Annotated in this window: 24 protein-coding genes and 1 tRNA gene; 10 read left to right on the top strand and 15 right to left on the bottom strand. The window is 64.3% G+C overall.

The window, feature by feature from the left end:
- Window positions 1-33: 33 nt before the first annotated feature.
- The 3 genes from CR152_RS01435 (at window position 34) to CR152_RS01425 (ending at window position 3,414) form a co-directional block, all read left to right on the top strand.
- Entirely contained in the window at window positions 34-459 is a 426-nt protein-coding gene (locus CR152_RS01435) for a PaaI family thioesterase (RefSeq protein ID WP_099873137.1), read from the top strand.
- Window positions 460-612: 153 nt separating this feature from the next.
- Window positions 613-2,898 carry a PAS domain S-box protein gene (locus tag CR152_RS01430; protein WP_099873135.1) on the top strand — a complete coding sequence of 762 codons (2,286 nt, stop codon included), beginning with the start codon at window positions 613-615 and terminating at the stop codon, window positions 2,896-2,898.
- Window positions 2,899-2,982: 84 nt separating this feature from the next.
- A complete protein-coding gene (locus tag CR152_RS01425; RefSeq protein ID WP_099873133.1) occupies window positions 2,983-3,414 on the top strand; it encodes a group I truncated hemoglobin in 432 nt (143 codons plus the stop codon).
- A gap of 96 nt (window positions 3,415-3,510) precedes the next feature.
- Here CR152_RS01425 and CR152_RS01420 read toward each other — a convergent pair whose 3' ends face one another.
- On the bottom strand, window positions 3,511-4,215 hold the full coding sequence (locus CR152_RS01420) for an anti-sigma factor (RefSeq protein WP_099873131.1): 705 nt from the start codon (window positions 4,213-4,215) through the stop codon (window positions 3,511-3,513).
- Entirely contained in the window at window positions 4,212-4,802 is a 591-nt protein-coding gene (locus CR152_RS01415) for a sigma-70 family RNA polymerase sigma factor (RefSeq protein WP_099873129.1), read from the bottom strand. The genes CR152_RS01420 and CR152_RS01415 overlap by 4 nt, the downstream gene beginning before the upstream one ends.
- 200 nt (window positions 4,803-5,002) lie before the next feature.
- Here CR152_RS01415 and CR152_RS01410 point away from each other — a divergent pair, with 200 nt between their 5' ends.
- A complete protein-coding gene (locus CR152_RS01410; protein ID WP_370663843.1) occupies window positions 5,003-5,887 on the top strand; it encodes a DUF3034 family protein in 885 nt (294 codons plus the stop codon).
- A gap of 36 nt (window positions 5,888-5,923) precedes the next feature.
- On the opposite strand, the gene CR152_RS01405 is transcribed toward CR152_RS01410, so the two are convergent.
- The 5 genes from CR152_RS01405 to CR152_RS01385 form a co-directional block, all read right to left on the bottom strand.
- On the bottom strand, window positions 5,924-6,445 hold the full coding sequence (locus CR152_RS01405; protein WP_099873125.1) for a TlpA family protein disulfide reductase: 522 nt from the start codon (window positions 6,443-6,445) through the stop codon (window positions 5,924-5,926).
- Window positions 6,446-6,559: 114 nt separating this feature from the next.
- The gene (locus CR152_RS01400; protein ID WP_099873123.1) at window positions 6,560-7,201 is read right to left on the bottom strand and encodes a BON domain-containing protein; all 642 of its coding nucleotides are present in this window, start codon (window positions 7,199-7,201) and stop codon (window positions 6,560-6,562) included.
- Window positions 7,194-7,790 (bottom strand): phosphoheptose isomerase, encoded by a 597-nt coding sequence (locus CR152_RS01395; protein ID WP_054265336.1) that lies wholly within the window; start codon window positions 7,788-7,790, stop codon window positions 7,194-7,196. The genes CR152_RS01400 and CR152_RS01395 overlap by 8 nt, the downstream gene beginning before the upstream one ends.
- Before the next feature lie 56 nt (window positions 7,791-7,846).
- The gene (locus CR152_RS01390) at window positions 7,847-8,206 is read right to left on the bottom strand and encodes a YraN family protein (protein WP_099873121.1); all 360 of its coding nucleotides are present in this window, start codon (window positions 8,204-8,206) and stop codon (window positions 7,847-7,849) included.
- A gap of 1 nt (window position 8,207) precedes the next feature.
- Entirely contained in the window at window positions 8,208-9,488 is a 1,281-nt protein-coding gene (locus tag CR152_RS01385; RefSeq protein WP_167399861.1) for a penicillin-binding protein activator, read from the bottom strand.
- A 12-nt stretch (window positions 9,489-9,500) separates the two neighbouring features.
- Here CR152_RS01385 and rsmI point away from each other — a divergent pair, with 12 nt between their 5' ends.
- From rsmI to CR152_RS01365, 4 genes are all read left to right on the top strand, one after another.
- Complete coding sequence (gene rsmI, locus CR152_RS01380; protein WP_099873119.1) at window positions 9,501-10,412, top strand: 16S rRNA (cytidine(1402)-2'-O)-methyltransferase; 912 nt, start codon at window positions 9,501-9,503, stop codon at window positions 10,410-10,412.
- Between the two features lie 209 nt (window positions 10,413-10,621).
- Window positions 10,622-11,077: a MarR family winged helix-turn-helix transcriptional regulator gene (locus tag CR152_RS01375; RefSeq protein ID WP_099873118.1), complete on the top strand. Its 456-nt coding sequence runs from the start codon at window positions 10,622-10,624 to the stop codon at window positions 11,075-11,077.
- A 104-nt stretch (window positions 11,078-11,181) separates the two neighbouring features.
- Window positions 11,182-11,979 (top strand): alpha/beta fold hydrolase, encoded by a 798-nt coding sequence (locus CR152_RS01370; RefSeq protein WP_099873116.1) that lies wholly within the window; start codon window positions 11,182-11,184, stop codon window positions 11,977-11,979.
- A gap of 55 nt (window positions 11,980-12,034) precedes the next feature.
- On the top strand, window positions 12,035-13,039 hold the full coding sequence (locus tag CR152_RS01365) for an alpha/beta hydrolase (protein ID WP_099873114.1): 1,005 nt from the start codon (window positions 12,035-12,037) through the stop codon (window positions 13,037-13,039).
- A 110-nt stretch (window positions 13,040-13,149) separates the two neighbouring features.
- On the opposite strand, the gene CR152_RS01360 is transcribed toward CR152_RS01365, so the two are convergent.
- Window positions 13,150-13,821, bottom strand: a complete 672-nt coding sequence (locus CR152_RS01360) for a hypothetical protein (RefSeq protein WP_157778276.1) — start codon at window positions 13,819-13,821, stop codon at window positions 13,150-13,152.
- Between the two features lie 76 nt (window positions 13,822-13,897).
- Here CR152_RS01360 and CR152_RS01355 point away from each other — a divergent pair.
- Window positions 13,898-13,974 (top strand) — tRNA-Pro (locus tag CR152_RS01355).
- Window positions 13,975-14,050: 76 nt separating this feature from the next.
- Here the strand turns inward: CR152_RS01355 and CR152_RS01350 are convergent.
- A complete protein-coding gene (locus CR152_RS01350; RefSeq protein ID WP_099873110.1) occupies window positions 14,051-14,566 on the bottom strand; it encodes a cupin domain-containing protein in 516 nt (171 codons plus the stop codon).
- A 111-nt stretch (window positions 14,567-14,677) separates the two neighbouring features.
- Here CR152_RS01350 and CR152_RS01345 point away from each other — a divergent pair, with 111 nt between their 5' ends.
- A complete protein-coding gene (locus CR152_RS01345; RefSeq protein WP_099873108.1) occupies window positions 14,678-15,574 on the top strand; it encodes a LysR family transcriptional regulator in 897 nt (298 codons plus the stop codon).
- Window positions 15,575-15,675: 101 nt separating this feature from the next.
- Here CR152_RS01345 and CR152_RS01340 read toward each other — a convergent pair whose 3' ends face one another.
- From CR152_RS01340 to bioF, 6 genes are read right to left on the bottom strand one after another with little or no spacing between them, the layout of a single operon-like run.
- Complete coding sequence (locus tag CR152_RS01340) at window positions 15,676-16,587, bottom strand: hydroxymethylglutaryl-CoA lyase (protein WP_099873105.1); 912 nt, start codon at window positions 16,585-16,587, stop codon at window positions 15,676-15,678.
- Between the two features lie 35 nt (window positions 16,588-16,622).
- Window positions 16,623-17,552 (bottom strand): 2-hydroxyacid dehydrogenase, encoded by a 930-nt coding sequence (locus CR152_RS01335; RefSeq protein ID WP_099873104.1) that lies wholly within the window; start codon window positions 17,550-17,552, stop codon window positions 16,623-16,625.
- A gap of 28 nt (window positions 17,553-17,580) precedes the next feature.
- Window positions 17,581-19,623 carry an acetyl/propionyl/methylcrotonyl-CoA carboxylase subunit alpha gene (locus tag CR152_RS01330; RefSeq protein ID WP_099873102.1) on the bottom strand — a complete coding sequence of 681 codons (2,043 nt, stop codon included), beginning with the start codon at window positions 19,621-19,623 and terminating at the stop codon, window positions 17,581-17,583.
- A gap of 36 nt (window positions 19,624-19,659) precedes the next feature.
- Window positions 19,660-20,694 carry a biotin synthase BioB gene (gene bioB / locus CR152_RS01325; protein WP_099873101.1) on the bottom strand — a complete coding sequence of 345 codons (1,035 nt, stop codon included), beginning with the start codon at window positions 20,692-20,694 and terminating at the stop codon, window positions 19,660-19,662.
- 16 nt (window positions 20,695-20,710) lie between these two features.
- Window positions 20,711-21,517, bottom strand: coding sequence for a dethiobiotin synthase (gene bioD / locus CR152_RS01320; protein ID WP_099873099.1), 807 nt, complete (start codon window positions 21,515-21,517; stop codon window positions 20,711-20,713).
- A gap of 1 nt (window position 21,518) precedes the next feature.
- Window positions 21,519-22,700: an 8-amino-7-oxononanoate synthase gene (gene bioF / locus CR152_RS01315; RefSeq protein ID WP_099873097.1), complete on the bottom strand. Its 1,182-nt coding sequence runs from the start codon at window positions 22,698-22,700 to the stop codon at window positions 21,519-21,521.
- Window position 22,701: the final 1 nt, after the last annotated feature.

Genomic DNA, 22,701 nt, shown 5'->3' with positions numbered 1-22,701 from the left:
ATCGTGCTTATTTCAATCATGAACGGAAACGCCATGAGCACGCAGCAGCAGTTTACCCCTGAATCGATGAACAGTTTCGGCGCCGGCACGCTTCCCGGTTACTTGGGCGTGGAAATCACCCGGGTCGGCGGCGGCGAAGTGGCGGCGCGCCTGGAAGTGAAGCCGCACTTGCTCGCGCCCAACGGTTTTCTGCATGCCGGCACCGTCATCACCCTGGCCGATACCGCCGCCGGCTACGCCTGCGTGGCCAACCTGCCGCAAGGGGCGAACAGCTTCACCACCATTGAAATCAAGTCGAACCACCTGGGCACCGCGCGCGACGGGGCGATTGCCTGCGTGGCCAAGGCGGCCCACCTCGGCAAAACCACCCAGGTGTGGGATGTGGTGGTCACCAATGAAGCCAACGGCAAGACCATCGCCCTGTTCCGCTGCACCCAGATGATTTTGTATCCGAAGTAAGGGCGGCATGGTTTTACGTCATTGCGAACTGGAAGTTTTAAATCTAGCAACTTCCGTTTGACAATTACCTGAAAAAGTGCATCATGGCCTGACGCCGGGGGCGGCGGGTCGACCCCCTTCCGGTACCACTGTCCACCAGCCAGAGAACCCCGGATGCCCATCGACTTCGATCAGCTCATACTCACCGAGGCCCCTGGCGGGGTGATTGTCATCACGCCGGGCCACACCGTGCTGCGCTGGACCAACGGCGCCGAACGCATCTTCGGCTACACCAGCGACGAAGCGCTGGGGCGCGATCTGCGCGAGCTGATCGCGCTGCCCGGCACGACGGAGCTCAATGGCGAAGCGGAGCACCAGATCGCGGAGTGCGGTGTGTTCGACTACGAAACGCTGCGGCGCCGCAAGGATGGCGCACTGATCTACGTCGACGCCTCCGACAAGGCCATCCACGACGAGCACGGCAAGGTCGCCTACATCCTGTCGAGCCAGCGCGACATGACGCAGGCCAAGGCGGCGCGCGACGCCCTGCTGATCGAAGCGAAGTTTCGCGACCTGCTCGAATCGACCCCGGACAGCATCATCATGGCCAACCCGACCGGCACCATCGTGCTGGCCAATGCCCAGGCCGAACGCCTGTTCGGTTACGCGCCGGGGGAACTGAACGGCAAGCTGATCGAGGTGCTGCTGCCGGCCCGTTTCCAGCATGGCCACGTGGGCCACCGCTCGCGCTACTTCGAGCAGTCGCGCACCCGTACCATGGGCGCCGGGCTGGAGCTGTACGGCGTGCGCAAGGACCAGGTCGCGTTCCCGGTCGAGATCAGCCTGTCGCCGATCAGCACCGACGCCGGCGCCTTTGTCATCAGCGCGATCCGCAATGTCAGCGAGCGCAAGAAGGCCGAGCAGAAATTCCGCGGCCTGCTCGAATCGGCGCCGGACGCGATCGTGATCGTCAACCGCGATGGCGAAATCGTGCTGGTCAATTCCCAGACCGAAAAACTGTTCGGCTATCCGCGCGCCGAGTTGCTCGGCAAGAAGGTCGAGATCCTGATCCCGCAGCGTTTTGCCGAACAGCATCCGCATTTCCGCACCAGCTTTTCGGCCGGCCCGCGCCCGCGCTCGATGGGCGCTGGACTGGAACTGTACGGCTTGCGCCGCGACGGCACCGAGTTTCCGGTCGAGATCAGCCTGTCGCCGCTGGAAACCGAGGAGGGGGTGCTGGTGTCGTCGGCGATCCGCGACATTACCGACCGCAAGCGCATCGAGCGCGCCCTGAACGACAAGAAGGTCGAACTCGAACGCGCCAACCAGGCCAAGGACTTGTTCCTGACCAGCATGTCGCACGAACTGCGCACCCCGCTCAACGCCATTCTCGGCTTCACCCAATTGCTGGCCAACGAGTCGCTGCCCTCGACCGCCCAGCAAAAGCGCAATTTCGTGCGCAACATCCTCACGGCGGGCGAGCACCTGCTGACCTTGATTAACGAAATCCTCGACCTGGCCAAGATCGAATCGGGCACCCTGAGCGTCTCGCTCGAAGCGGTGATTCTCTCCGGCCTGCTCGATGAAGTGCAGGCGATGGTCGGCGACAGCGCCACCCAGCGCGGCATCCGCATGGTGTTTCCGAAGCCGGAAGCGCTGGTGGTGGTGGCCGACCATACGCGGCTCAAGCAGATCATGCTCAACCTGCTGTCGAACGCCATCAAGTACAACCGCGAGCAAGGGGTGGTGGTGGTCAATGCCAACCTGATCGGCCCGTCCCGGGTGCGCATGTCGGTGCAGGATACAGGCAAGGGCTTGCGTCCCGACCAGCTGAGCGCCCTGTTCCAGCCGTTCAACCGGCTCGGCCAGGAAGGCGGCAGCGAAGAAGGCACCGGCATCGGGCTGGTGGTGACCAAGCGCCTGGTCGAGCTGATGGGCGGCACCATGGGCGTGTCGAGCACGGCCGGCATCGGCAGCGTGTTCTGGATCGAGCTCGACCTGAGCATCAACACCGGGCTCGGCCAGAGCCCGGCCGTGGCCGCGCCGCGCGTGCCGCCGGCGGCGCCGTCAAGCGATCCGAAGGTGGCGACCCTGCTGTACGTGGAAGACAATCCCGCCAACCTCCTGCTGGTGGAAGAAATCGTCGGCTTCCGGCCCGACCTGGCGCTCATTTCCGCACCCAGTGCCGAACTCGGCATCGCCCTGGCGCAGAGCTACCTGCCGCAGGTCATCCTGATGGACATCAACCTGCCCGGCATGGATGGACACGAGGCGCAGCGCCAGTTGCGCGCCGACCCGCGCACGGCGCACATTCCCGTGATCGCACTGAGTGCGAATGCGATGGAGCGCGACGTCCAGCGCAGCATCGCCGCCGGTTTTTTTGCCTATCTGACCAAACCGATCGACATCGACGCCTTCAGCGCCGCGGTGGACCGGGCGCTGGCGTCCGGCGCCGGCTGAGCGTGTGGTTTTGCGGCACACCGGTTGCGATGAATGCGATTCATTGCTAAGTTTGATAGTCTTTCACCACGACCGGATTCGAGAATGAAAACGCTGACTCGGCTTTTTTGCATTGGCACGCTGGCGCTGGCCAGCGGCTGCGCGCACCGCCCGGCCACCGACGACACGACGTACCAGGGGCTGGGCGGCCAGAGCGGGATCAAGAAGATCGTGGACACTTTCGTACCGATGATCATGGCCGATGCGCGCATCAAGGAATCGTTCAGGGATACCGACCTGAAGAATTTGTCGATGCGGCTGGAAGAGCAGTTCTGCGAACTTGCCGGCGGCCCGTGCAAGTACAAGGGCAAGGACATGAAGGAGATCCATGACGGCCTGAACATCACCAATGCGCAGTTCAATGCACTGGCCGAGGACTTGCAGGCAGCGATGGACAAGAACGGCATCGCGCCGGCGGTGCAGAACAAGCTGGTGGCCAGGCTGGCGCCGATGCAGAAGGAGATTGTGACGAAGTGAGCCGGACCCGCCGATTAGCATCGCGTTAAAGCACGCGCCGTCGTTTCTGCCACCGGCAAAAACGACGGCCAGGAAAATAGCGGGATTTCTCCGCGCTTACAACCTCACCCAATGACCTTTATACACAATCGGTCCGGTCGGCCCGTTCGGGTCCGGCGAGCCGCCTTTCGGCTCCAGCGTCACCGCCAGCACCGCGACATCATCGCTGATCGCGTTATCCGGCAAGGCGAACTTGCCCCGGTTGTCGGCCAGCACGCCCAGCGAGCGCGGCTTGCCCGACTTGGGCACCGCCCACAGATGCAGGCTCTTGTCCGCCGCAACCAGGTCGCCGCCCACCACCCGCGCATCGAGCGCGCGGTGCTTGCGGTCGGCGGTGAGCACCATGGCGGTTTGCGCCTTGTCGTCGCTCAGCGTGGCCACGTAGGAAATCACCGGCGCATCGACCGGACGATTGGTCAGCACCACCACCAGCAGCAAGGCCGCCATCGCGGTCGAGACCATGCCCAGGCTGCGCCAGAACGCCAGGTTTTCATTGAGCCAGAAGCGCCAGCCGGCAGCTGCGCTCGGCTTGAGCTTCAGGCGCCGTTCGATGCCGCTCCACACGCTTTTCGGCGGTTGCACGTCGCCGGCGAATTCGGCCATGGGCGCCAGGCGCTGCTGCCACTGCGCGGTGATGTTGCGCAGGTCCGCATCCTGGTGCAGCCAGCCCTCGAAACGGCGCCGCGCGCCGCCCCTGAGCGTGCCCAGCACGTATTCCGCCGCCAGTTTCTGGCGCAGGACGATGTTATGTCGGATGTTCATGTTTGCTCCCGTTTCGCGAGGCAGGTGCGCAGTTTTTCAAGACTGCGCCTGATCCAGGTTTTCACGGTTCCGACTGGTAGTTTCATCTGCTCGGCCACTTCGCTGTGCGACAGGTCGTGGTAATAGGCCAGCGCAACGACCTGGCGATGCATCCCTTCCAGCGCGGACATGCACCACGCCAGCGCTTTCGCATCGCCACTCATTTGCAAGGCCTCGATCGGCGTCGCTTGCGGATCCTGTAGAGCATTCATGACTTCACTATCAAACTGTTCCGCATCGATTTCAACCGAGACGTCGCTGCGCCGGAGGTGGTCGAAAGCCTTGTTCCGGACAATGGTCGCCATCCAGGTCATCGGCGCTGCAAGATGGCTCTGGTAGTTGGCGGCATTGTTCCAGATCGCGACATAGCTCTCTTGTAAAACCTCTTCAGCGAGCTCGCGCTTGTGCAATATACGCAGCGCGAAGCCAAACAGTTTCGGAGAAGTTGCATCGTAGAGAGAACGGAAGGCGCCGCCATCGCGTTTGCCGGCGGCCAGGAGCCAGATTCTCAGTTGCTGGGGGTCGAGCGGGTTGACGTCGGTGGACACAGCGCGCCTTGAAAGTGGGTTCGGGTGGCCGCGGCGTAGCGCGGAGGGCAGGGTGAGGTTATCGCAAAGGCATATCAGAATACAACAAACTTATTTGCAAAATACAGCAAAATAGTTGAATCCAATCGGGCGCCGCTTGCGTACGCAGTATTGTAGAGACGGCTCATTTTGTTCAGCGTATTCAAGGAAAACCTATGCAGATGGCGCGTTTGGGTGGCTTGTTCTTGGTGGCAAATCTGGCAGTGGGTGGAGCGTACGGACAGGGCCGGCCCGACATGGGCAAGCTGAGCGCGACGGGCGGTGTCAGCCAGCTCGAAGGGGCCGGCGGCGGCGGCCTGACGCCGTGGGCCCTGATCACCGGCTACGGCAGCCGCGACAGCTGGGGCGCGAACGCGCACTACACCGGCGTGCGCACCCAGGATTACACGCTCGACACGGCCGGAATTGCCGTCGGGCTGGCCGACCGGGTCGAATTGTCGCTGGCGCGGCAGCACTTCAAGGGCAGCCTGGCGCCGCTCGACCGGCTCAGCATCAAGCAGGATATCCTGGGAGTGAAGGTGAAACTGGCGGGCGACGCCGTCTACGGGCAGGATGTGTTTCTGCCGCAGATCGCCGTCGGTGCGCTGCACAAGCGCAACAAGGGCGTGGGCGGGCTGGGGGCGCTGGGCGTGACCAATGTGACGCAGCTGGGCGCCAAGGATGACAGCGGCACCGATGTGTACGTGGCCGCGACCAAGATACTGCTGCAGCAGAGCCTGCTGCTCAACGCCACCGTGCGCGCGACCAAGGCTAATCAGATGGGTTTGCTGGGTTTCGGCGGCGACAAGGGCGACTCCTACAAGGCGATGCTGGAAGTGTCGGCCGCGTACATGGTGGACCGCCAGATGGTGGCCGGCGTGGAATACCGCCGCAAGCCGCATAACCTGGGCGCGGACAATGAAAAGGCGTATTACGACGTGTTCGTCGCCTGGTTCCCGAGCAAGCATGTGTCGGTGACGGCGGCGTATGCGGTGCTGGGGGACATCACGGTGTTCAATCCGAAACGCCAGAGAGGCGCGTATTTGTCGGTACAGACGGGGTTTTGAGGCCTGCGCCTGCTCGACTGAACGTTCCGCAGCGGCTTATCCCGCGATCGTCTTTTGCAGCAGCTTATGCAGCGCCTGGAAATCGGGTTCGCCCACGTAGCGCTTGATGATCTTGCCCTCTTTATCGATCACGAACGTGGTCGGCGTCAGGGTCACGTCCCCATATGCCTTGGCAATATCGCCGGCGCTGTCGAGCGCCACCGTGAACGGCAACTGGCGCGTTTCGGCGTAACTGAGCACGTAGTTGGGCGGGTCGTACTTCATCGCCACGGCGATGAACTCCATGCCCTCGCCCTTGAACTTGTTGTAAGTCTCGACCATCTGCGGCATTTCCTTGACGCAGGTGGCGCACGAGGTGGCCCAGAAATTGACCATGAACACCTTGCCGCGCAAGTTTTGCGAGCTGATCTTGTTACCCTTGATGTCGATGAAGGTCACGTCCGGCGCCGGGGTACTGCGCGCCAGCGAGGCGTAGCCGGCGACGGCAATGGCCAGCACGGCCGCGCCGATGAGCGCCGGTTTGAGCCAGGAAGAACGGGACGGGGTCTGGGTGGACATGACGGTGAGCTGGAGTAGAACGGAAAGTCATTATAGCCGCGCTGTCGAAACGCTGCCCGCATGACGGCCCGCGCAGGGCTGGGCGCCCCGGCGGGTGCAAGTACTTACAACGAACTACAACTGGACCGACGAGGAGCGCGGCGAGATCGCGTTGCGCTCGTCTTCGCTGATGTATTCCAGCACTTTGACCACTTTTTTCACGCCGGAAACGCCGCGCGCCACATCGGCGCCGATCTGGCCTTCGCGCTGGGTCACGCGGCCCATCAGGAACACGGTACCGCGCTCGGTGATGACCTTGAACGAGGTTGCCGAAATGGTCTTCATGTCCACCAGGCTGGCCTTGACCTTGGTGGTGATCAGCGCGTCGCTCGAACGCGAGGTGTAGGTGGCGGGCGAACCGACTTCGAGTTCGTTAATCACCATCATCACGCCATCGACGTTGTTCACTTCGCGCTCGACCGCCGCCTTCATCGCTTCGTCGCGCACTTCGCCGGTCAGCAGTACCTTGCGGTTGAAGCTGTTGACATTGATGTGCACATCTTCGCCGGTGATTTTCGGCAAGCGCATCTCGGCCTTGAGCGCAATCGCCTTGTCGTCGGCCTGGGCGCCGAGCGTGCGGCGGTCGGCCGTGGCCACGGCGCCGGCAACGGCGCCGCCCACGAACAGGCCGACGCAGCCTTGCAGGCTGCCCAGCAAGGCGACGCAGACGGCCGCTTTCGCGAGCGGGCGCATCATGCGCAGACTGGAATCATTCATTCACATCTCCTCCGAACAGGGCGACATCGATGCCGTCGCAAATGCAGTGTATGGTCACCAGATGGACTTCCTGGATGCGCGCGGTGCGCGCGTGCGGCACGCAGATATGCACGTCGGCATCGGTCAGCATCTTGCCGAGCGCGCCGCCATCCTTGCCGGTCAGCGCCACGATGCGCATTTCGCGCTCCAGCGCCGCTTCGACCGCGGCAATCACGTTGGCCGAGTTGCCCGAGGTGGAAATGGCCAGCAGCACGTCGCCGGCCTGGCCGAAGGCTTGCACCTGCTTCGAGAAAATCTCGCGGTAGCTGTAATCGTTGCCCACCGCCGTCATGATCGAGGTATCGGTGGTCAGCGCCAGCGCCGGCAGCGGAAAGCGCTCGCGCTCGAAGCGGCCCACCAGCTCGGCCGCGAAGTGCTGGCAGTCGGCGGCCGACCCGCCATTGCCGCAGGCAAGAATCTTGTTTCCATTCGACAAGGCGAAGAACATCAGTTCGATCGCCTGCGAGATAGGTTGGGCCAGGGCAGAAGCCGCCTGAATCTTGAGTTCGGCGCTTTCGTGGAAGTGAGCGAGGATGCGTTGAGTATTCATAGTGGGGGATTATAGTGCAGCAGCCCGGGAACCCGGCCAAGTACGATTAAAATTGCTTACAACTGGATGGCGTCGCGCAGCCAGTCGAGCTGTTCGCCGTCGATGGCCACCACGTCGAAGCGGCATGGCGGCAGGTGCGCAAAGCGCAGCAGATAGGTCTGGGCGGCGCACACCATGCGCCGCACTTTGGCGGGCGTGATGCTGGCGGCCGCGCCGCCGTGACTGCTGCTGGCGCGCTGGCGCACTTCGACGAACACCAGCGCCTCGCCGTCGCGCACGATCAGGTCGATTTCGCCGCCCCGGCAGCGGTAGTTCGCTTCCACCAGGCGCAAGCCCTGGCGCTGCAGATACGCCAGTGCCGTCTGCTCCCACAGCTGGCCCTGGCGCTGCTTGCCGCTGAGCCGGGCCGGCCACATGTCAGTTCACGCTGTCAGACGGCTTGAAGCTGCCGCCCTGATACACCGCGGTCGGCTGGACCCGCTCGAAGCGCGCCGGACCGTTGCCGAAGCTGACCGACAGCTTGCCCGTCACCCCATCCATGGTGAACGACGCGCCGGGGTGCAGGGTGATTTCGCGCGCCACGCGGAAGGCATCGATGCCCAGTGCATACAGGCGGTCGAGGTCGAGCGTGCGGCGGCTGGCGTTCCAGCGCGGATATACCATCACCGCGGGATGGTCGGGCTGCACTTCCCACGGCAGGTCGAGCAGGCGCACGCCGTCCAGTTCGGCCAGCGCGGTGCCCGGTTCCGTGCCCGGATTGACCGACGAGGTGCCGTAGACCGGCACGTTGCTGCCGAGCGAGGCGCGCACCTGGCGCAGCTGGTCGGCGTCGAGCGCGGTAAACAGCAGGGTCGGCATCTCGGTATCGACCCGGCCTTTCAGCTGGTAAATGCCCGATTCGCTCAGGTAGCCGTTCGAGGCCGCCAGTTCCACGGTCTGCGACTGGTTGCCCAGCTGCTTCCACTGGGCCGCGAACGCACTGGCGATGCGGCGCTGCCAGGCATTTGCGCCGGACACGACCAGCGCACGCGCGCCCGGATGCTCGCTGGCGGCCCACTGCGCCACCTGGCGTGCTTCGTCTTCGATCGACAGGCCCATGACCAGCATATTGTGCGGCAGGGCCGCGTGGGTGGCGCGTCCTTCCGGATGGTTCAGGGCCAGGGTCGGCTTGCTCACCCCCACGCCGGCGGCCGCGATGGCGCTTACCGCCGAGCGCGCCAAAGGACCGACCACGATATCGTTCTGCCCCAGCGCCTCGGTGTAGGCGGCCAGCACTTCCTGCGGGCTGTCGCCGGTTTCGATCAGGTTGACCACGAATCCGCTGCGGTCGCGTTCGTAGGCGGCCATGAAACCGGCGCGCAAGGCGCCTGCCGGCGGACCGAGTCCATCGGAACGGGTCGGCAGCAGCAGGCCGATGCGGGTGGCCGGGCCGGCGGCCGGCACCGGGGCAGGCAAGTCCGCCGCGCGCGGGTTGGCGGCCACGGCTCCCGGAGGCGCGTCGACCGGCATGGTTTCAACCTCGGCTTCCGGCACGACCGGTTCCTGGATCTCGGGCGCGCGCGGCTGCGCCGGCACGACACTTGTGTTTGGCTCGATAGGCGCGCACAATCCCCCCGGCCTGTCGCAGGGCGTGCTGCAGGCACTCAGCATCGCGAGCGCGCTAACGGCGAACAGGCCCTTCAGACTTTTAATCAGCATTACCACTCCCAAATGACAGAATTCCAGACCACTCCGATCGCTCAGCTTCCCGTCATCGGCGAGGCGGCGCATCAGTCCTATCCTACAGCAACCCTGTATATCGTGGCTACTCCCATCGGCAACGTCACCGACATCAGCGTGCGCGCTTTGCACGTGCTCTCGCTGGTCGACGCGGTCGCCTGCGAGGACACCCGCAACACCGGCAACCTGCTGACCCGCTTCGGCCTGTCGCGCCCGATGATCGCCGCGCACCAGCACAATGAACGCGAAGTGGCCGACAAGCTGATCGCGCGCCTGCAGGCCGGCGAGCGCATCGCGCTGGTGTCGGATGCGGGCACGCCGGGCGTGTCCGACCCGGGGGCGCGCATCGTCGACGCGGTGCGCAGCGCCGGCTTGCGCGTGGTGCCGGTGCCGGGCGCCTCGGCGGCGGTGACGGCGCTGTCGGCCAGCGGTTTGGTCAACGACCAGTTCTATTTTGTGGGCTTCTTGCCGGCCAAGGCCAAGCAGCGCGAAACCGTCCTGCAAAAACTGCTGACGGTCGGCGCGACCATGGTGTTCTACGAAGCGCCGCACCGCATTCTTGATTGTGTGGAAGCGTTGACCGGCGTGTTCGAGCCGGCGCGCCAGGTGGTGTTCGCGCGCGAGCTGACCAAGCTGTTCGAAGAAATCCACCGCTGTCCCTTGTCGGAGGCGCTGGAATGGGTCAAGGCCGACGCGCACCGCGAAAAGGGCGAGTACGTGGTGCTGCTCGAAGGCGCACAGGCCGAGGGCGATGCCGAGGAAGCCGAGGCCGAGCGCATCCTGAATATCCTGCTGGCTGAGTGTTCGGTCAAGCAGGCCGCCAACCTGACGGCGCAAATTACCGGGCGCAAGAAGAATGCCCTGTACGACCGCGCGCTCGAGATCAAAGGCCAGCAAGACTGATCTGCGTCAATCGCACTTTTGCGTCATCTCCATTGTCCAAGCGGGACGCGGGCTGCTTCGCACCATCCGCCGTGCAAGTCGTATCGGGGGACTATGCCCGGCGGCTGGCGCGGGGCAGCTCGCGTGCTGGCAGCGAAGCAAAGTTCGGCAAGTAAAAAGATTTTAAAAATCGCTTGCTATTCGATAGTGCACTACTTATACTTCTTCACATGGACGACAAACAAACACCGAATAACGAAGTCCCCCAGCTCGATGGCCAGTTGTGCTTCTCGCTGTACTCGACTTCCCTGGCGATGAGCAAGCTGTACCGCAAGTTGCTGCGCAAGCTCGGGTTGACGTACTCGCAGTACCTGGTGTTGATGGTGCTGTGGGAACAGAATGAGTTGACGGTGTCGGAAATTGGCGAGCGCCTGTTCCTGGACTCGGCAACCCTGACTCCCCTGCTCAAGCGGATGGAACAGGCTGAACTGCTGACCCGCATCCGCGCCGCCAGCGATGAACGCCAGGTGATCATCTCGCTGACCGAAGCAGGGAGCCTTCTGCGGGAAGATGCGAAGAAATTTCCGTCGCAGCTGTTGTGCGCCGTTGGTTGTGAGTTGGACCAGGTCGTCAGCATCAAGCAGCAGCTCGACGTACTGCGCAGTAATCTGAACAAGAACACGTAGCACCTGACAAGCCGGGGCGGACAGTCACCGCCTGCCCCGGCCGAGTAAAAATGTAGCGCACTATATAATCGCTAACTAACTTTAATCTCTTAAAAGGAACCACCATGAAAGCCATCAACACCATCGCCCTCGCCCTGTCGATCACCGCCGCCGCGGCAGCCACCCCGGCACTGGCCGCGCCAGCGTCGGTCGCCACCGTCAAGCCGACTGTCATCCTGGTGCACGGCGCCTTTGCCGACGCCGGCAGCTGGAACGGCGTGGCCGCCAAGCTGCGCGCCGATGGCTACAGCGTGATCGGCGCGGCCAACCCGCTGCGCAGCGTCAAAGGCGACGCCGCCGTGGTGTCCGATATCGTCAAGAGCGTCAAGGGCCCGGTGGTGCTGGTCGGTCACTCCTACGGCGGCGCCGTGATCTCGACCGCCGCCAACGGCAACCCGAACGTGAAAAGCCTGGTTTATGTAGCGGCTTTCGCTCCCGACCAGGGCGAGACGGCGCTCGAACTGTCCGGCCGCTTCCCCGGCGGCACCCTGGGCCAGGCGCTGGCCGAACCGGTCGCCATCGCCGGCGGCGGCAAGGACTTCTACATCCAGCAGGACAAGTTTCACCAGCAGTTCGCCGCTGATGTACCGAAAGCCGATGCCCAGCTGATGGCAGTAGCCCAGCGCCCGATCGCCGAAGCCGCGCTGACCGAAGCGTCCGGCGCCCCGGCCTGGAAGAACCTGCCGTCGTACTTCATCTACGGCACCGGCGACAAGAACATTCCGGCCGCCGCCCTCGGCTTCATGGCCGAACGCGCCAAGTCGCGCAAAACCGTTGAAATCAAGGGCGCTTCGCACGTCGTGATGACCTCGAACCCGGCTGCCGTTGCCCGCCTGATCGAAGACGCAGCCCAGGCCAAGTAATCCGATCCAATATATAGCTTACTACTTAATAGACATCAACTAAAAAGGAACCATCATGAAAGCCACCCTCGCCCTGACCCTGCTCGCCGCCTCGCTGTCGACCGCCCACGCGGCCAGCCTCCCCGGCGTCGAACGCAACACCGCGCAATTTCTGAAAGCGATCGAAGGCGGCAAGCCGCTCAACCAGATGACGCCGGAAGAAGCGCGCGCCGTGCTGGTCGGGGCGCAGGCGGGCAGCAAGGTGGCGCTGGCGCCGGCCGATGTGAGCCAAAAAACCGTCACCCTCGACGGCAAGCCGGTCCAGCTGACCATCGTGCTCCCGGCAGGGGCCAAGGGCAAGATCCCGGCTTTCATGTTCTTCCACGGCGGCGGCTGGGTGCTGGGCGACTATCCGACCCACGAGCGCCTGGTGCGCGACCTGGTGGCCGGCTCCGGCGCGGCGGCGGTGTTCGTCAACTACACGCCGTCGCCCGAAGCGGGCTACGGGGTGGCGGTCAAGCAAGCGTATGCGGCGACCCGCTGGGTGGCCGAGAACGGCGATGCGATCAACGTCGACGGCAAGCGCCTGGCGGTGGCCGGCAACAGCGTGGGCGGCAACATGGCGGCGGTGGTCAGCCTGATGGCCAAGGATCAGGGTGCACCCAAGCTGCGCGCCCAGGTGCTGATGTGGCCCGTGACCGATGCGAACTTCGATACGCCGTCGTACAAGCAGTTCGCCGACGGTCACTTTTTGACCCGCGACCTGATGGTCTGGTTCTGGGACCACTACACCAAGGACGCCGGCGCCCGCAAGGAAATCTACGCATCGCCCCTGCAAGCGACCAGCGCGCAACTGCAAGGCCTGCCGCCGACGCTGATCCAGACTGCGGAATTCGACGTGCTGCGCGATGAAGGCGAAGCGTATGCCCGCAAGCTCGACGCGGCTGGTGTGGAGGTCAAGAGCGTGCGCTACAACGGCATGATCCACGACTTCGGGCTGCTCAACGCGCTGGCGACTTTGCCGGGTACCCGCAGCGCGCTCGAGCAGGCATCGCAGGAACTGAAGCTGCGTCTTAAATAAGCAGTGACGGCCAGGCCTGCGCCTGGTGTCTCCGCCGGCCAGCTGTTACCCGGGCCGGCAGGCGGCACGATGAGCATCGTAGGCGGTGGGAATGCAGGCTTGCCGGTCGCTTACCACTTGCACCCACTATCCTTCTTATCGAGCAGCAGAACGAGTGGCGCCAGCAATCCGCCCGGAATCCCATCCTTGCAGTCGCGCCGCTTGGCCCCCGCGATGAGCCGCGCCGCCTTGGTTTCGGTCGCGTATGGCTTGGGCGGAATCTGCGCCACGGCCATCCCCGCGCGCGCCGCATCCGGCTTGGTGGCGATCTCGCGTGCAAACTTGCGCGCCGCGTCTGGATCGAACTGCGGCGCCCCTGATGGTGGCGCCACGGTGAACGCCTCCGGTGCATCCGCTTCCTTCTCCGGCAACGCGATTACGTCGTGCGCTGTAATGCTCTCCGCCGGCGTTTGCCGGACCCTCGCCGTGTGCGTCTTTGGTGTCGGCTCGGCTTGTTCGGTCGTGGCCGGCTCGGGTTTCATCGCAGGCTTCGGTTTCGGCTGTGGTGTCACCTTGGGCGCCAGCTCAGGCTCGGCCAGCGGCGCCGGCTCCGGCGCGCGCAACCTCACCACCAGCGCCTCGCGCGGCACCTCGGCATCCTGCCGCCACGACGGCATCAGTCCCTGCCGATACGCGAACAGCAGTAGTCCATGCACAGCGATCGAAATGGCGATGCCGGCACCGACCCGGAACAACACCCGGTCGCTAACGGTTTGACCGTGTGCAGGTGCATAAAAATTCATCTATTTTGCAGAAAAACGCGAAAAAATCATACTGACCCTTGACCAAGTTAATTCCGTCCGTTATTATTCTGGTCCTCGGAGTGTGGCGCAGTCCGGTAGCGCACCTGGTTTGGGACCAGGGGGTCCAAGGTTCGAATCCTTGTACTCCGACCAGTATTTCTTATGCAGGCTGACGAAAAAGACCTCGTCAGCCTGTCATATCTCCCTCTCGTAGTTCTCTCTTGCAGCATCATTCTCCTTCCCAGTAGTCGACCGATTGGCCAATGTGGCCCACTGTCCGTTGTGGCAAGGTGTTTGCACCGCCGCCTGCATCGAGCAGCAGTGTCGCATACTTCCCCGAATCGGGAAATTCCACCACTTCCGGTGATTTGTTCGTACTCAGCGCCAGGTAGCGCAACTCCACTTCCCCCGTATTGATGATTTGATGTGCCGTCTCCTGCCCGCCCGCCGGACAGGCAACAATGTCCCCCTGCCGCAGCGGATAGCTCGCGGCCCCGATCCTGATCGTTCCACACCCTTCGACAACGATGAACACCTCTTCGTTCACTCTGTGGTTATGAAAAGGGAAGGCGCGCTTGCCCGGCGCCAGCACGGTCAGGTTGCAGCCCAGCGCGCGCATGCCGATCAGTTCGCCAATCATGGCCATGCGCGGCGCAAACCGTTCGGCAGCCGGGCCAGTGGCTGCATATTGCGGCGGCAAGTCTTGCAGCGCCAGCTGATCGAGGTTGATGATGGGATGGGGCATGCAGCTCTCCTTTGCTTAAGTGATAAGCCATTATAGGAGTGCGGCACAGGAAGAAAAACAGCGGTAACCGTAATACACTGTCAAATTGAATTGACAATCGATTGCCTATTTATGCTGAACCTGAACCGGCTGCAGATGTTCGTTGCTATCGTCGAGACCGGTTCGTTCACGAAGGCCGCGGCCAGCCTCGACGTCACCAAGGCCATGCTGAGCTTCAACCTGAAGCGGCTCGAAGGCGAGCTCGGCGTGTCGCTGCTGACCCGCACCACGCGCCGTATCGCCCTCACCGACGCCGGCCAGCGTTTCTTCGACAGCTGCGTGCAGGTGCTGTCGCAGGCCGAGGCCGCGATCGACGCCGCCCGCAGCAGCCATGCGGCATTGACGGGCACCTTGCGCGTGACCTCGACCGCCGAATACGGCGCGCACATGGTGGTGCCCGCGCTGGCCGCGTTCGCGCAGCGGCACGAAGGATTGAAAGTGGATTTTTCGGCCTCGCCCGGTCTGGCGGATCTGGTATCGGACCGCTTCGACCTGGCCCTGCGTCTTGGCAGCCTGCGCGACTCGACGTATCGGGCGGCGCTGATGGAGCGCTTCGCCACTGTGCCCGTCGCCAGTGCCGCGTACCTCGAACGCCACCAGGCGCCCGCTACGCCGCAAGAGCTGCAAGCACTCGATGGCATCTTCCACACGCGTTTTGAAGGACCGTTAAGCTGGACGCACACGGCCAGCGGCGAGATCGTCGCCACCACGCATCCACGCCAGCGCATCGTCACCGACAACGCCGCCGGCATGCGCAGCTTCGCGCTGGCCGGTGCCGGCGTGGCGATTTTGCCTGAGTGGCTGGTGCAAGAGGATTTGGCTGCAGGACGTCTGCTAAGGCTACTGCCCGGGTATGCGTTGCCCGAACAGGGCGTGTACGCGGTCTATCCGAACACGCGCCATCTGCCGGCCAAGGTGGGAATGTTCATCGCCTTCCTGCGCGACTTCATCGCCCACAGCCGGTCTTAGTCTTAGTACCCGTACCCTCAAGACCGTCATTCCCGCGCAGGCGGGAATCCAAGGCACCTTCGATCCGCAAGCAAACTCGGTTTTAAACTTACGGGTGTGAATCAGCTGGCGCGCTTGGCCGCAAGCGCATTGCCCGCGCGGCTGGAACCCTTGCGCCCCAGGTGCTGCGAAATGAACTGCCCCGCATCGACCACCATATCGAGATCGATCCCGGTCTCGATGCCAAGACCCTGCATCAGGTACAGCACATCCTCGGTCGCCACATTCCCTGTCGCACCCTTGGCGTACGGGCATCCGCCCAGGCCCGACACCGACGAATGAAAGATCGACACACCCACTTCCAGGCTGGCGTAGATATTGGCCAGCGCCTGCCCGTACGTGTCGTGAAAGTGCCCCGAGATCCGGTCCAGATGAAACTCCTGCGCCGCGCGCAGCATCACCGCCTGCGTCTTGCGCGCGGTCGATACGCCGATGGTATCGGCGATGTCGATCTCGTCGCATCCCAGCTCGCGCATGCGGCCCACCACGTCCGCCACGGCGTCGAGCGGCACCTCGCCCTGGTACGGGCAGCCGAACGCGCAGCTGATGCTCCCGCGCAGGCGCAGGCCATGATCCTTGGCCGCCTTGGCCACGCTCTCGAAACGCGCAATCGATTCGGCGATCGAGCAGTTGATGTTCGTTTGCGAGAACGCTTCCGAGGCCGAGCCGAAGATGACAACTTCGTCGGCTTTGGCGGCCAGCGCGGCATCGAAGCCCTGCATATTCGGCGTGAGCGCCGAATAAATGGTGCCGGTACGGCGCGTGATCCCGGCCATCACCTCGGTGCTGGTCGCCATCTGCGGCACCCACTTGGGCGACACAAACGACGCCGCTTCGATGTTGGCGAAGCCGGCGCGCGAGAGGCTGTCGACCAGCTCGATCTTGACGGCGGCGCTGACCGACTCCTTCTCGTTTTGCAGGCCGTCGCGCGGCCCGACTTCAACGATCTTGACTTTCTGCGGCAGGGTGCTCATGTCGGTTCCTTGTTCGAAATGTGAATACATGCGCGTTAATACCCGCGTGCGCGGTCGACCATGTCGGCCACCGGCTCGCCGCGTTCGAGCGCGCCGATCTTGCCGGCGATCTGCGCCACGCTTTCGCTGCGCAAGGTCAGCGCCGAGATATGCGGCGTGATGGTGATGCGCGGCTCGTCCCAGAACGGGTGCGGCCCGGGCAGCGGCTCGTTGCGGAATACGTCGAGCGTGGCGCCGGCGATGTGGCCCGCACGGATCAGAGTCAGCAAATCCGGCTCGGCCACGTGCGCGCCGCGCGCCACGTTGACCACATACGCCCCTTCGGGCAGCTTGGACAGATTGGCGCGCGCCAGCAGGTTGGTGGTGTCGTGGGTGAGCGGCAGCATGCACACCAGCACCCGCGTACCGCGCAAGAATTCATCGAGGCCGTCGTCGCCCGAAAAACAGGTGACGCCATCGATGTCCTTCTGGCTGCGGCTCCAGCCCCGCAGCGGAAAACCAAAGTGGGCCAGCGAGTCGAGCACGCGCCGTCCCAGCATCCCCATGCCCATTACGCCGACCGTGAACTGCGCCTTGTCGAACTGCGGCAGCGGCGACCAAACGCCACGCCGCGCCTGGCGTTCGTATTCGTCGAAGCGGCGGTAGTAGCGCAGCACCGCATGGGCTACGTACTCGGCCATCTGGATCGCCATGCCGGCGTCGCCCAGGCGAATGATGGGCACCGGCGGCAGCGCGTCGCCGAACTTGAGAATGGCGTCCACGCCGGCGCCGGTCAGGAAAATCGCCTTGACCTTGGCCAGGTGGTCGAGCAGCGCCGCCGGTGGCGACCACAGAACGGCGTAATCGCAAGGCGCGCAGGGCACGCCCTCCTGCCAGAGCACCACCTCGGCCTGGGGCAGCACGCTGGCGAAATCGCGGACCCACGGCTCGGTGACGCCGTCGGCTCGATGTAGAAGAATGCGCATGCTTGTCTCCACTATGCTTTTCTGGTTTTTATGCTGCCTTGAATGCCAACAGCGGTGCGCCGTCGGCGACCTGGTCTCCTACCTGATACAGAATTTCTTCCACCAGCCCGTCGCTTGGTGCGCCGATGGTATGTTCCATCTTCATCGCTTCCATGATGACGAGCGGGTCGCCCTTCTTGACTTGCTGTCCTTTGGTGGCGAGTACCGCCACCACTTTGCCCGGCATTGGCGCGGTCAGGCGCCCGCCTGCGGCTTCGGCTTCGCCGGCATGCGCCATCGGGTCGTTATAGACCAGCACGAAGTGGCGGCCGCCCGTGAATACGTGGAAGGTGTCGCCGTCAACCCGCACGGCGCCGTGGATCGAGGTCGCGCCAAGCGTGATCGACAGCTCGGCGCCATTCTGCGCCGTGACCGCCAGCTCGGCGTCGATGCCATTGACCGTCAAATCCCACCCATGTGGGCGATACGTCAGGCCGACGTTGTACCCCTTGCCTTCCTTCGCCGCCGAATACTCGTCGGTGAACGAGAGCTGGCGCTGGTAGGCGCTGTTCAGGCGCCAGCCGAGCGCATTGCCCCACGGGTCTGCCCGATTGTGCGACTGCCCGATTGACGCCTGCTTTTCGGCGCTGGTCAAGGCCACCGCGGCCAGCGCCAGCGCGCCGACAGGCGCCGCTTTCGGCAGCGGGAACAAGGTGTCCCCATTGCGCTCGATCAGGCCCGTGTCCAGATCGGCCGTCGCGAATGCGGCGCCTTCGACCAGGCGCTTGAGGAAGGCGATATTCGTGGCCAGGCCAACGATCTGGAACTCGGCCAGCGCCTGCGACATGCGCGCCAGCGCCTGCGTGCGGTCCGCGCCCCAGACAATCAGCTTGGCGATCATCGGGTCGTAGAACGGCGAAATGGCGTCGCCTTCGCGCACGCCGGAATCGATGCGCACCGCCGCCGGCGAACCGCCCGGCGTTCCGCCCAGCTCAAAACTCACAGCGCCCGGCGTATCCATATGGCGCAAGGTGCCGATCGACGGCAGGAAGCCCTTTTCAGGATTCTCGGCGTAGATGCGCGCCTCGATCGCATGGCCGTGGATGCCCAGTTCGGCCTGCTTTTTCGGCAGCGGCTGGCCGTTGGCCACGCGCAGCTGCCACTCCACCAGGTCGGTCCCGGTGATCATTTCGGTCACTGGGTGCTCGACCTGCAGGCGCGTGTTCATTTCCATGAAGTAGAACGAACCATCCTGGTTGGCGATGAATTCGACCGTGCCCGCGCCCACGTAACCCACCGCGCGGGCAGCGGCCACCGCGGCCTCGCCCATGGCGGCGCGGCGCTCAGGCGACATGCCCGGCGCCGGCGCTTCTTCCAGCACCTTCTGGTGGCGCCGCTGCACCGAGCAATCGCGCTCGTGCAGGTAGACGCAATTGCCATGGGTGTCGGCGAATACCTGGATCTCGATATGACGCGGACGCAGAAGGTACTTTTCGGCGAGGACCTTATCGTCGCCGAAGGAGCTGATCGCCTCGCGCTTGCACGAGGCCAGTGCCGCCTTGAAGTCTTCCGATTTTTCGATCACGCGCATGCCCTTGCCGCCACCACCGGCACTGGCCTTGAGCAGTACCGGGTAGCCGATGCGGTCGCCCTGTTTCTGCAAAAAGTCCGGGTCCTGCTCGTCACCGTGGTAGCCAGGCACCAGCGGCACATTGGCCTTTTCCATCAGCGACTTCGCAGCCGACTTGGAACCCATCGCACGCATGGCCGAACCCGGCGGGCCAATGAACACCAGGCCCACTTCGGCGCAGGCGTCGGCGAATTCCGCGTTCTCCGACAAAAAGCCATAGCCGGGGTGGATCGCTTCAGCGCCGGTGGCCAGCGCCACGGCGATGATCTTGTCGCCGCACAGATAACTTTCCTTGGCGGCGGCAGGGCCGATCAGCACAGCTTCATCGCATACCGCGACATGCTTGGCGTTCGCGTCCGCCTCGGAGTACACGGCGACAGTCCTGATGCCCATGCGGCGCGCGGTAGCGGCTACACGGCAAGCGATTTCGCCACGGTTGGCGATGAGGATTTTTGTGAACATGCGTGGGTCTCGATCGATGTTGTTCTAAAAGGTGGATCAGCCGCCGCAGCTGGCCTTGGGCGCCGATTCCAGGGTCGATGCGCGCGTCACCAGGCCCAGTTTGGCCAGCAGCACGCGGTCGTCTTCGGCTTCCGGGTTGTCGGTGGTGAGCAGCTTGTCGCCGTAGAAAATCGAATTGGCGCCGGCCAGGAAGCACATCGCCTGCACCGCTTCGCCCATCTGGCGGCGCCCCGCCGACAAGCGTACGCGCGCCTCTGGCATGGTGATGCGGGCAACCGCGATGGTGCGTACGAATTCGAACGGGTCGAGCGGGTCCATGCCGTGCAGCGGCGTGCCTTCGACCTGCACCAGGTGATTGACCGGCACCGATTCCGGATACGGATTCAGGTTGGCCAGTTGCGCAATCAGGCCGGCGCGCTGCAGGCGCGATTCGCCCATGCCGACGATGCCGCCGCAGCAGACCTTCAAGCCGGCGTTGCGCACGCGGCCCAGGGTGTCCAGGCGATCCTGGTATTCGCGGGTCGAGATCACGTTGCTGTAGAACTCGGGCGCCGTGTCCAGATTGTGGTTGTAGTAGTCCAGGCCAGCTTCTTTCAGGCGGTCGGCCTGGCCTTCCTCAAGCATGCCGAGGGTGGCGCACGTTTCCAGGCCCAGTGCCTTGACTTCGCGCACCATCTCTTCGACCTTTTCCATGTCGCGCTCTTTCGGGCTGCGCCACGCGGCGCCCATGCAGAAGCGGGTGGCGCCGTTGGCCTTGGCCTGGCGTGCCGCGTCGAGCACCGTCTCGATGCCGAGGATCTTCTTGGCTTCGACGCCGGTGTCGTAGCGCGCCGCCTGCGGGCAGTAGCTGCAGTCTTCCTCGCAGCCGCCGGTCTTGATCGACAACAGCGTGGCCAGTTCGACGTCGCCCGCCGGGAACTGCTTGCGGTGCACCGTCTGGGCCTGGAACATCAGTTCATTGAACGGCAGCTCGAACAGCGCCAGCACGTCCGCCAGAGGCCAGGTGGCCGCTTCCGGCAGGGTGATCGCGGCCGCGGGCGGGTGGAAAGAGACAGCTTGGGTTTGGGACATCATGGTTCCTTCAGGTTCAGTCGCACGCGGACGGCCAGCCAGGCAGCCCCGCGAGATCAATAAATTTGGCCGCGTCGGCAGCATTCGGCTGGTCCAGGTACGGGATGCGCCCCAGCAGGCGCGCCGGGATGCGCTCCGCCAGCGCCTTGACATTTTCGTCGGCGAAGCGCATGTCGGGATCGATCTCGTTGACGACCCAGCCGGCCAGCACCAGGCCGCGCGCGATAATCGCTTCGACCGTCAGCAGCGCATGGCTGATGCAGCCAAGGCGCAGACCCACCACCAGGATCACCGGCAGGTTGAGTTGTTCGGCCAGCTGGGCACTGTCGAAATGGTCCGAGAACGGCACCCGGAAACCGCCCACGCCCTCGACCACCACGGCGTCCGAGGCGGCCGCGATTTCGGCATAGGCGGCGATGATCGGCACCGGTTCGATGGTCACGCCATCGATCTTGGCGGCGATGTGCGGCGCGCAGGCTTCGCGCAGCATGTACGGGGTGGTGATGTTGACCGGCAGGTGCACGCTGCTTTCGCCGACCAGCATGTCGGCGTCGTCGTTATGCAGTTCGCCGTTGCGCATGGTGGCGCCGGCGGCCACCGGCTTCATGCCGCAGGCGCGCACGCCGCCGGCCACCAGCGTATGCAGGATCGCGGCCGAGACCAGCGTCTTGCCGATTTCGGTGTCGGTGCCGGTAACAAAACAGCAAAAGCGCGAGGGCAGGCCTTCGGCCGCCAGCGACGGCTGCGGCTCGGCCACCAGCACAGGTTCGGCGTCGACCGCCGGTTCGGTCACCACGGGTACGATGGGATCATTGAGGCTCATCTCACGTCCTTTCCAGGTCGTTGAGCACAGCGGCGAGCTGCGCGACTTCGTCATGCGTGTGCGCGGCCGACAGGGTCACGCGCAGGCGGGCCGTCCCTTCGGGCACGGTCGGAGGCCGGATCGCCGGCACCCACAGGCCATGCCCGTGCAGGCCGGCGCCGATGCGCAGCACTTCTTCGTTGGTGCCGATGACGATCGCCTGGATGGCGGTGGCCGAGGGCACGCGCTGCCAGCGTTTCAGGTCTATCTGTTCGTCGAAGGCCGCGATCAGCGACTGCAGGTGCGCGCGGCGCGAGGCGCCTTCGTCGCCGCCGATGATGTCGATGCTGGTCATCAGGGCATGCGCCAGCGCCGGCGGTGCTGCGGTGGTGTAGATGTAGGGCCGGCCGCGCTGGATCATCAGTTCGATCACGCTGGCGTGCGCCGCGACAAAAGCGCCACCGACGCCGGCGGCCTTGCCGAGGGTGCCCATGTAGACGATATTCGGCGAGCGCAGGTTGAAGTGTTCGAGCGCGCCGCGTCCATGCGCGCCCAGCACGCCGAAGCCGTGGGCGTCGTCGATCACCAGCCACGCGCCATGCTCCTCGCACAGCGCCAGCAGTTCAGGCAGGGGGGCGATGTCGCCATCCATGCTGAACACGCTGTCGGTGACCACCAGCTTGGCCGTGGCGTTGCTGGCGGCCAGCAGCGCGCCCAGGGCCGCCAGGTCCGCGTGCGGATACACCTTGACGGCGGCGCGCGCCAATCTGGCGCCGTCGATCAGCGAGGCATGGTTGAGCGATTCCGAAAAAATCTGGGCGTCGCCATCGGCACCGAGGGTGGTGAGGATCGCCAGGTTGGCCATGTAGCCGGTGCAAAAACTCAGCGCGCGTGCCGATTCCAGGTGCGCGCCGACGAATTCGGCCAGCCGGTCTTCAAGCCGCTGGTGTGCCAGGCTATGGCCCGAAATCAGGTGCGAGGCGCCGCTGCCGGCGCCGTACAGGTCCGCGCCTTCGCGCAGCGCATCGACCACGCGCGGGTGCGCCGCCAGGCCCAGGTAGTCGTTGCTGGCAAAGGCCAGCAGCGCGCGGCCGTTCACCATCAGGCGCGGCTTGCAGGGCGTGTCGATCACGCGCCGTTCGCGCGTGAGGCTTTGCTCGTCCAACTGGCGCAGTTGGCGCTCGATTGCATCAATCAGCTTCATC

This window comes from Massilia violaceinigra, assembly GCF_002752675.1.
Lineage (GTDB): Bacteria > Pseudomonadota > Gammaproteobacteria > Burkholderiales > Burkholderiaceae_D > Telluria_A > Telluria_A violaceinigra.
Note: the sequence above shows the minus strand (reverse complement) of the source record. Positions and strands in the feature narration are given on the sequence as shown.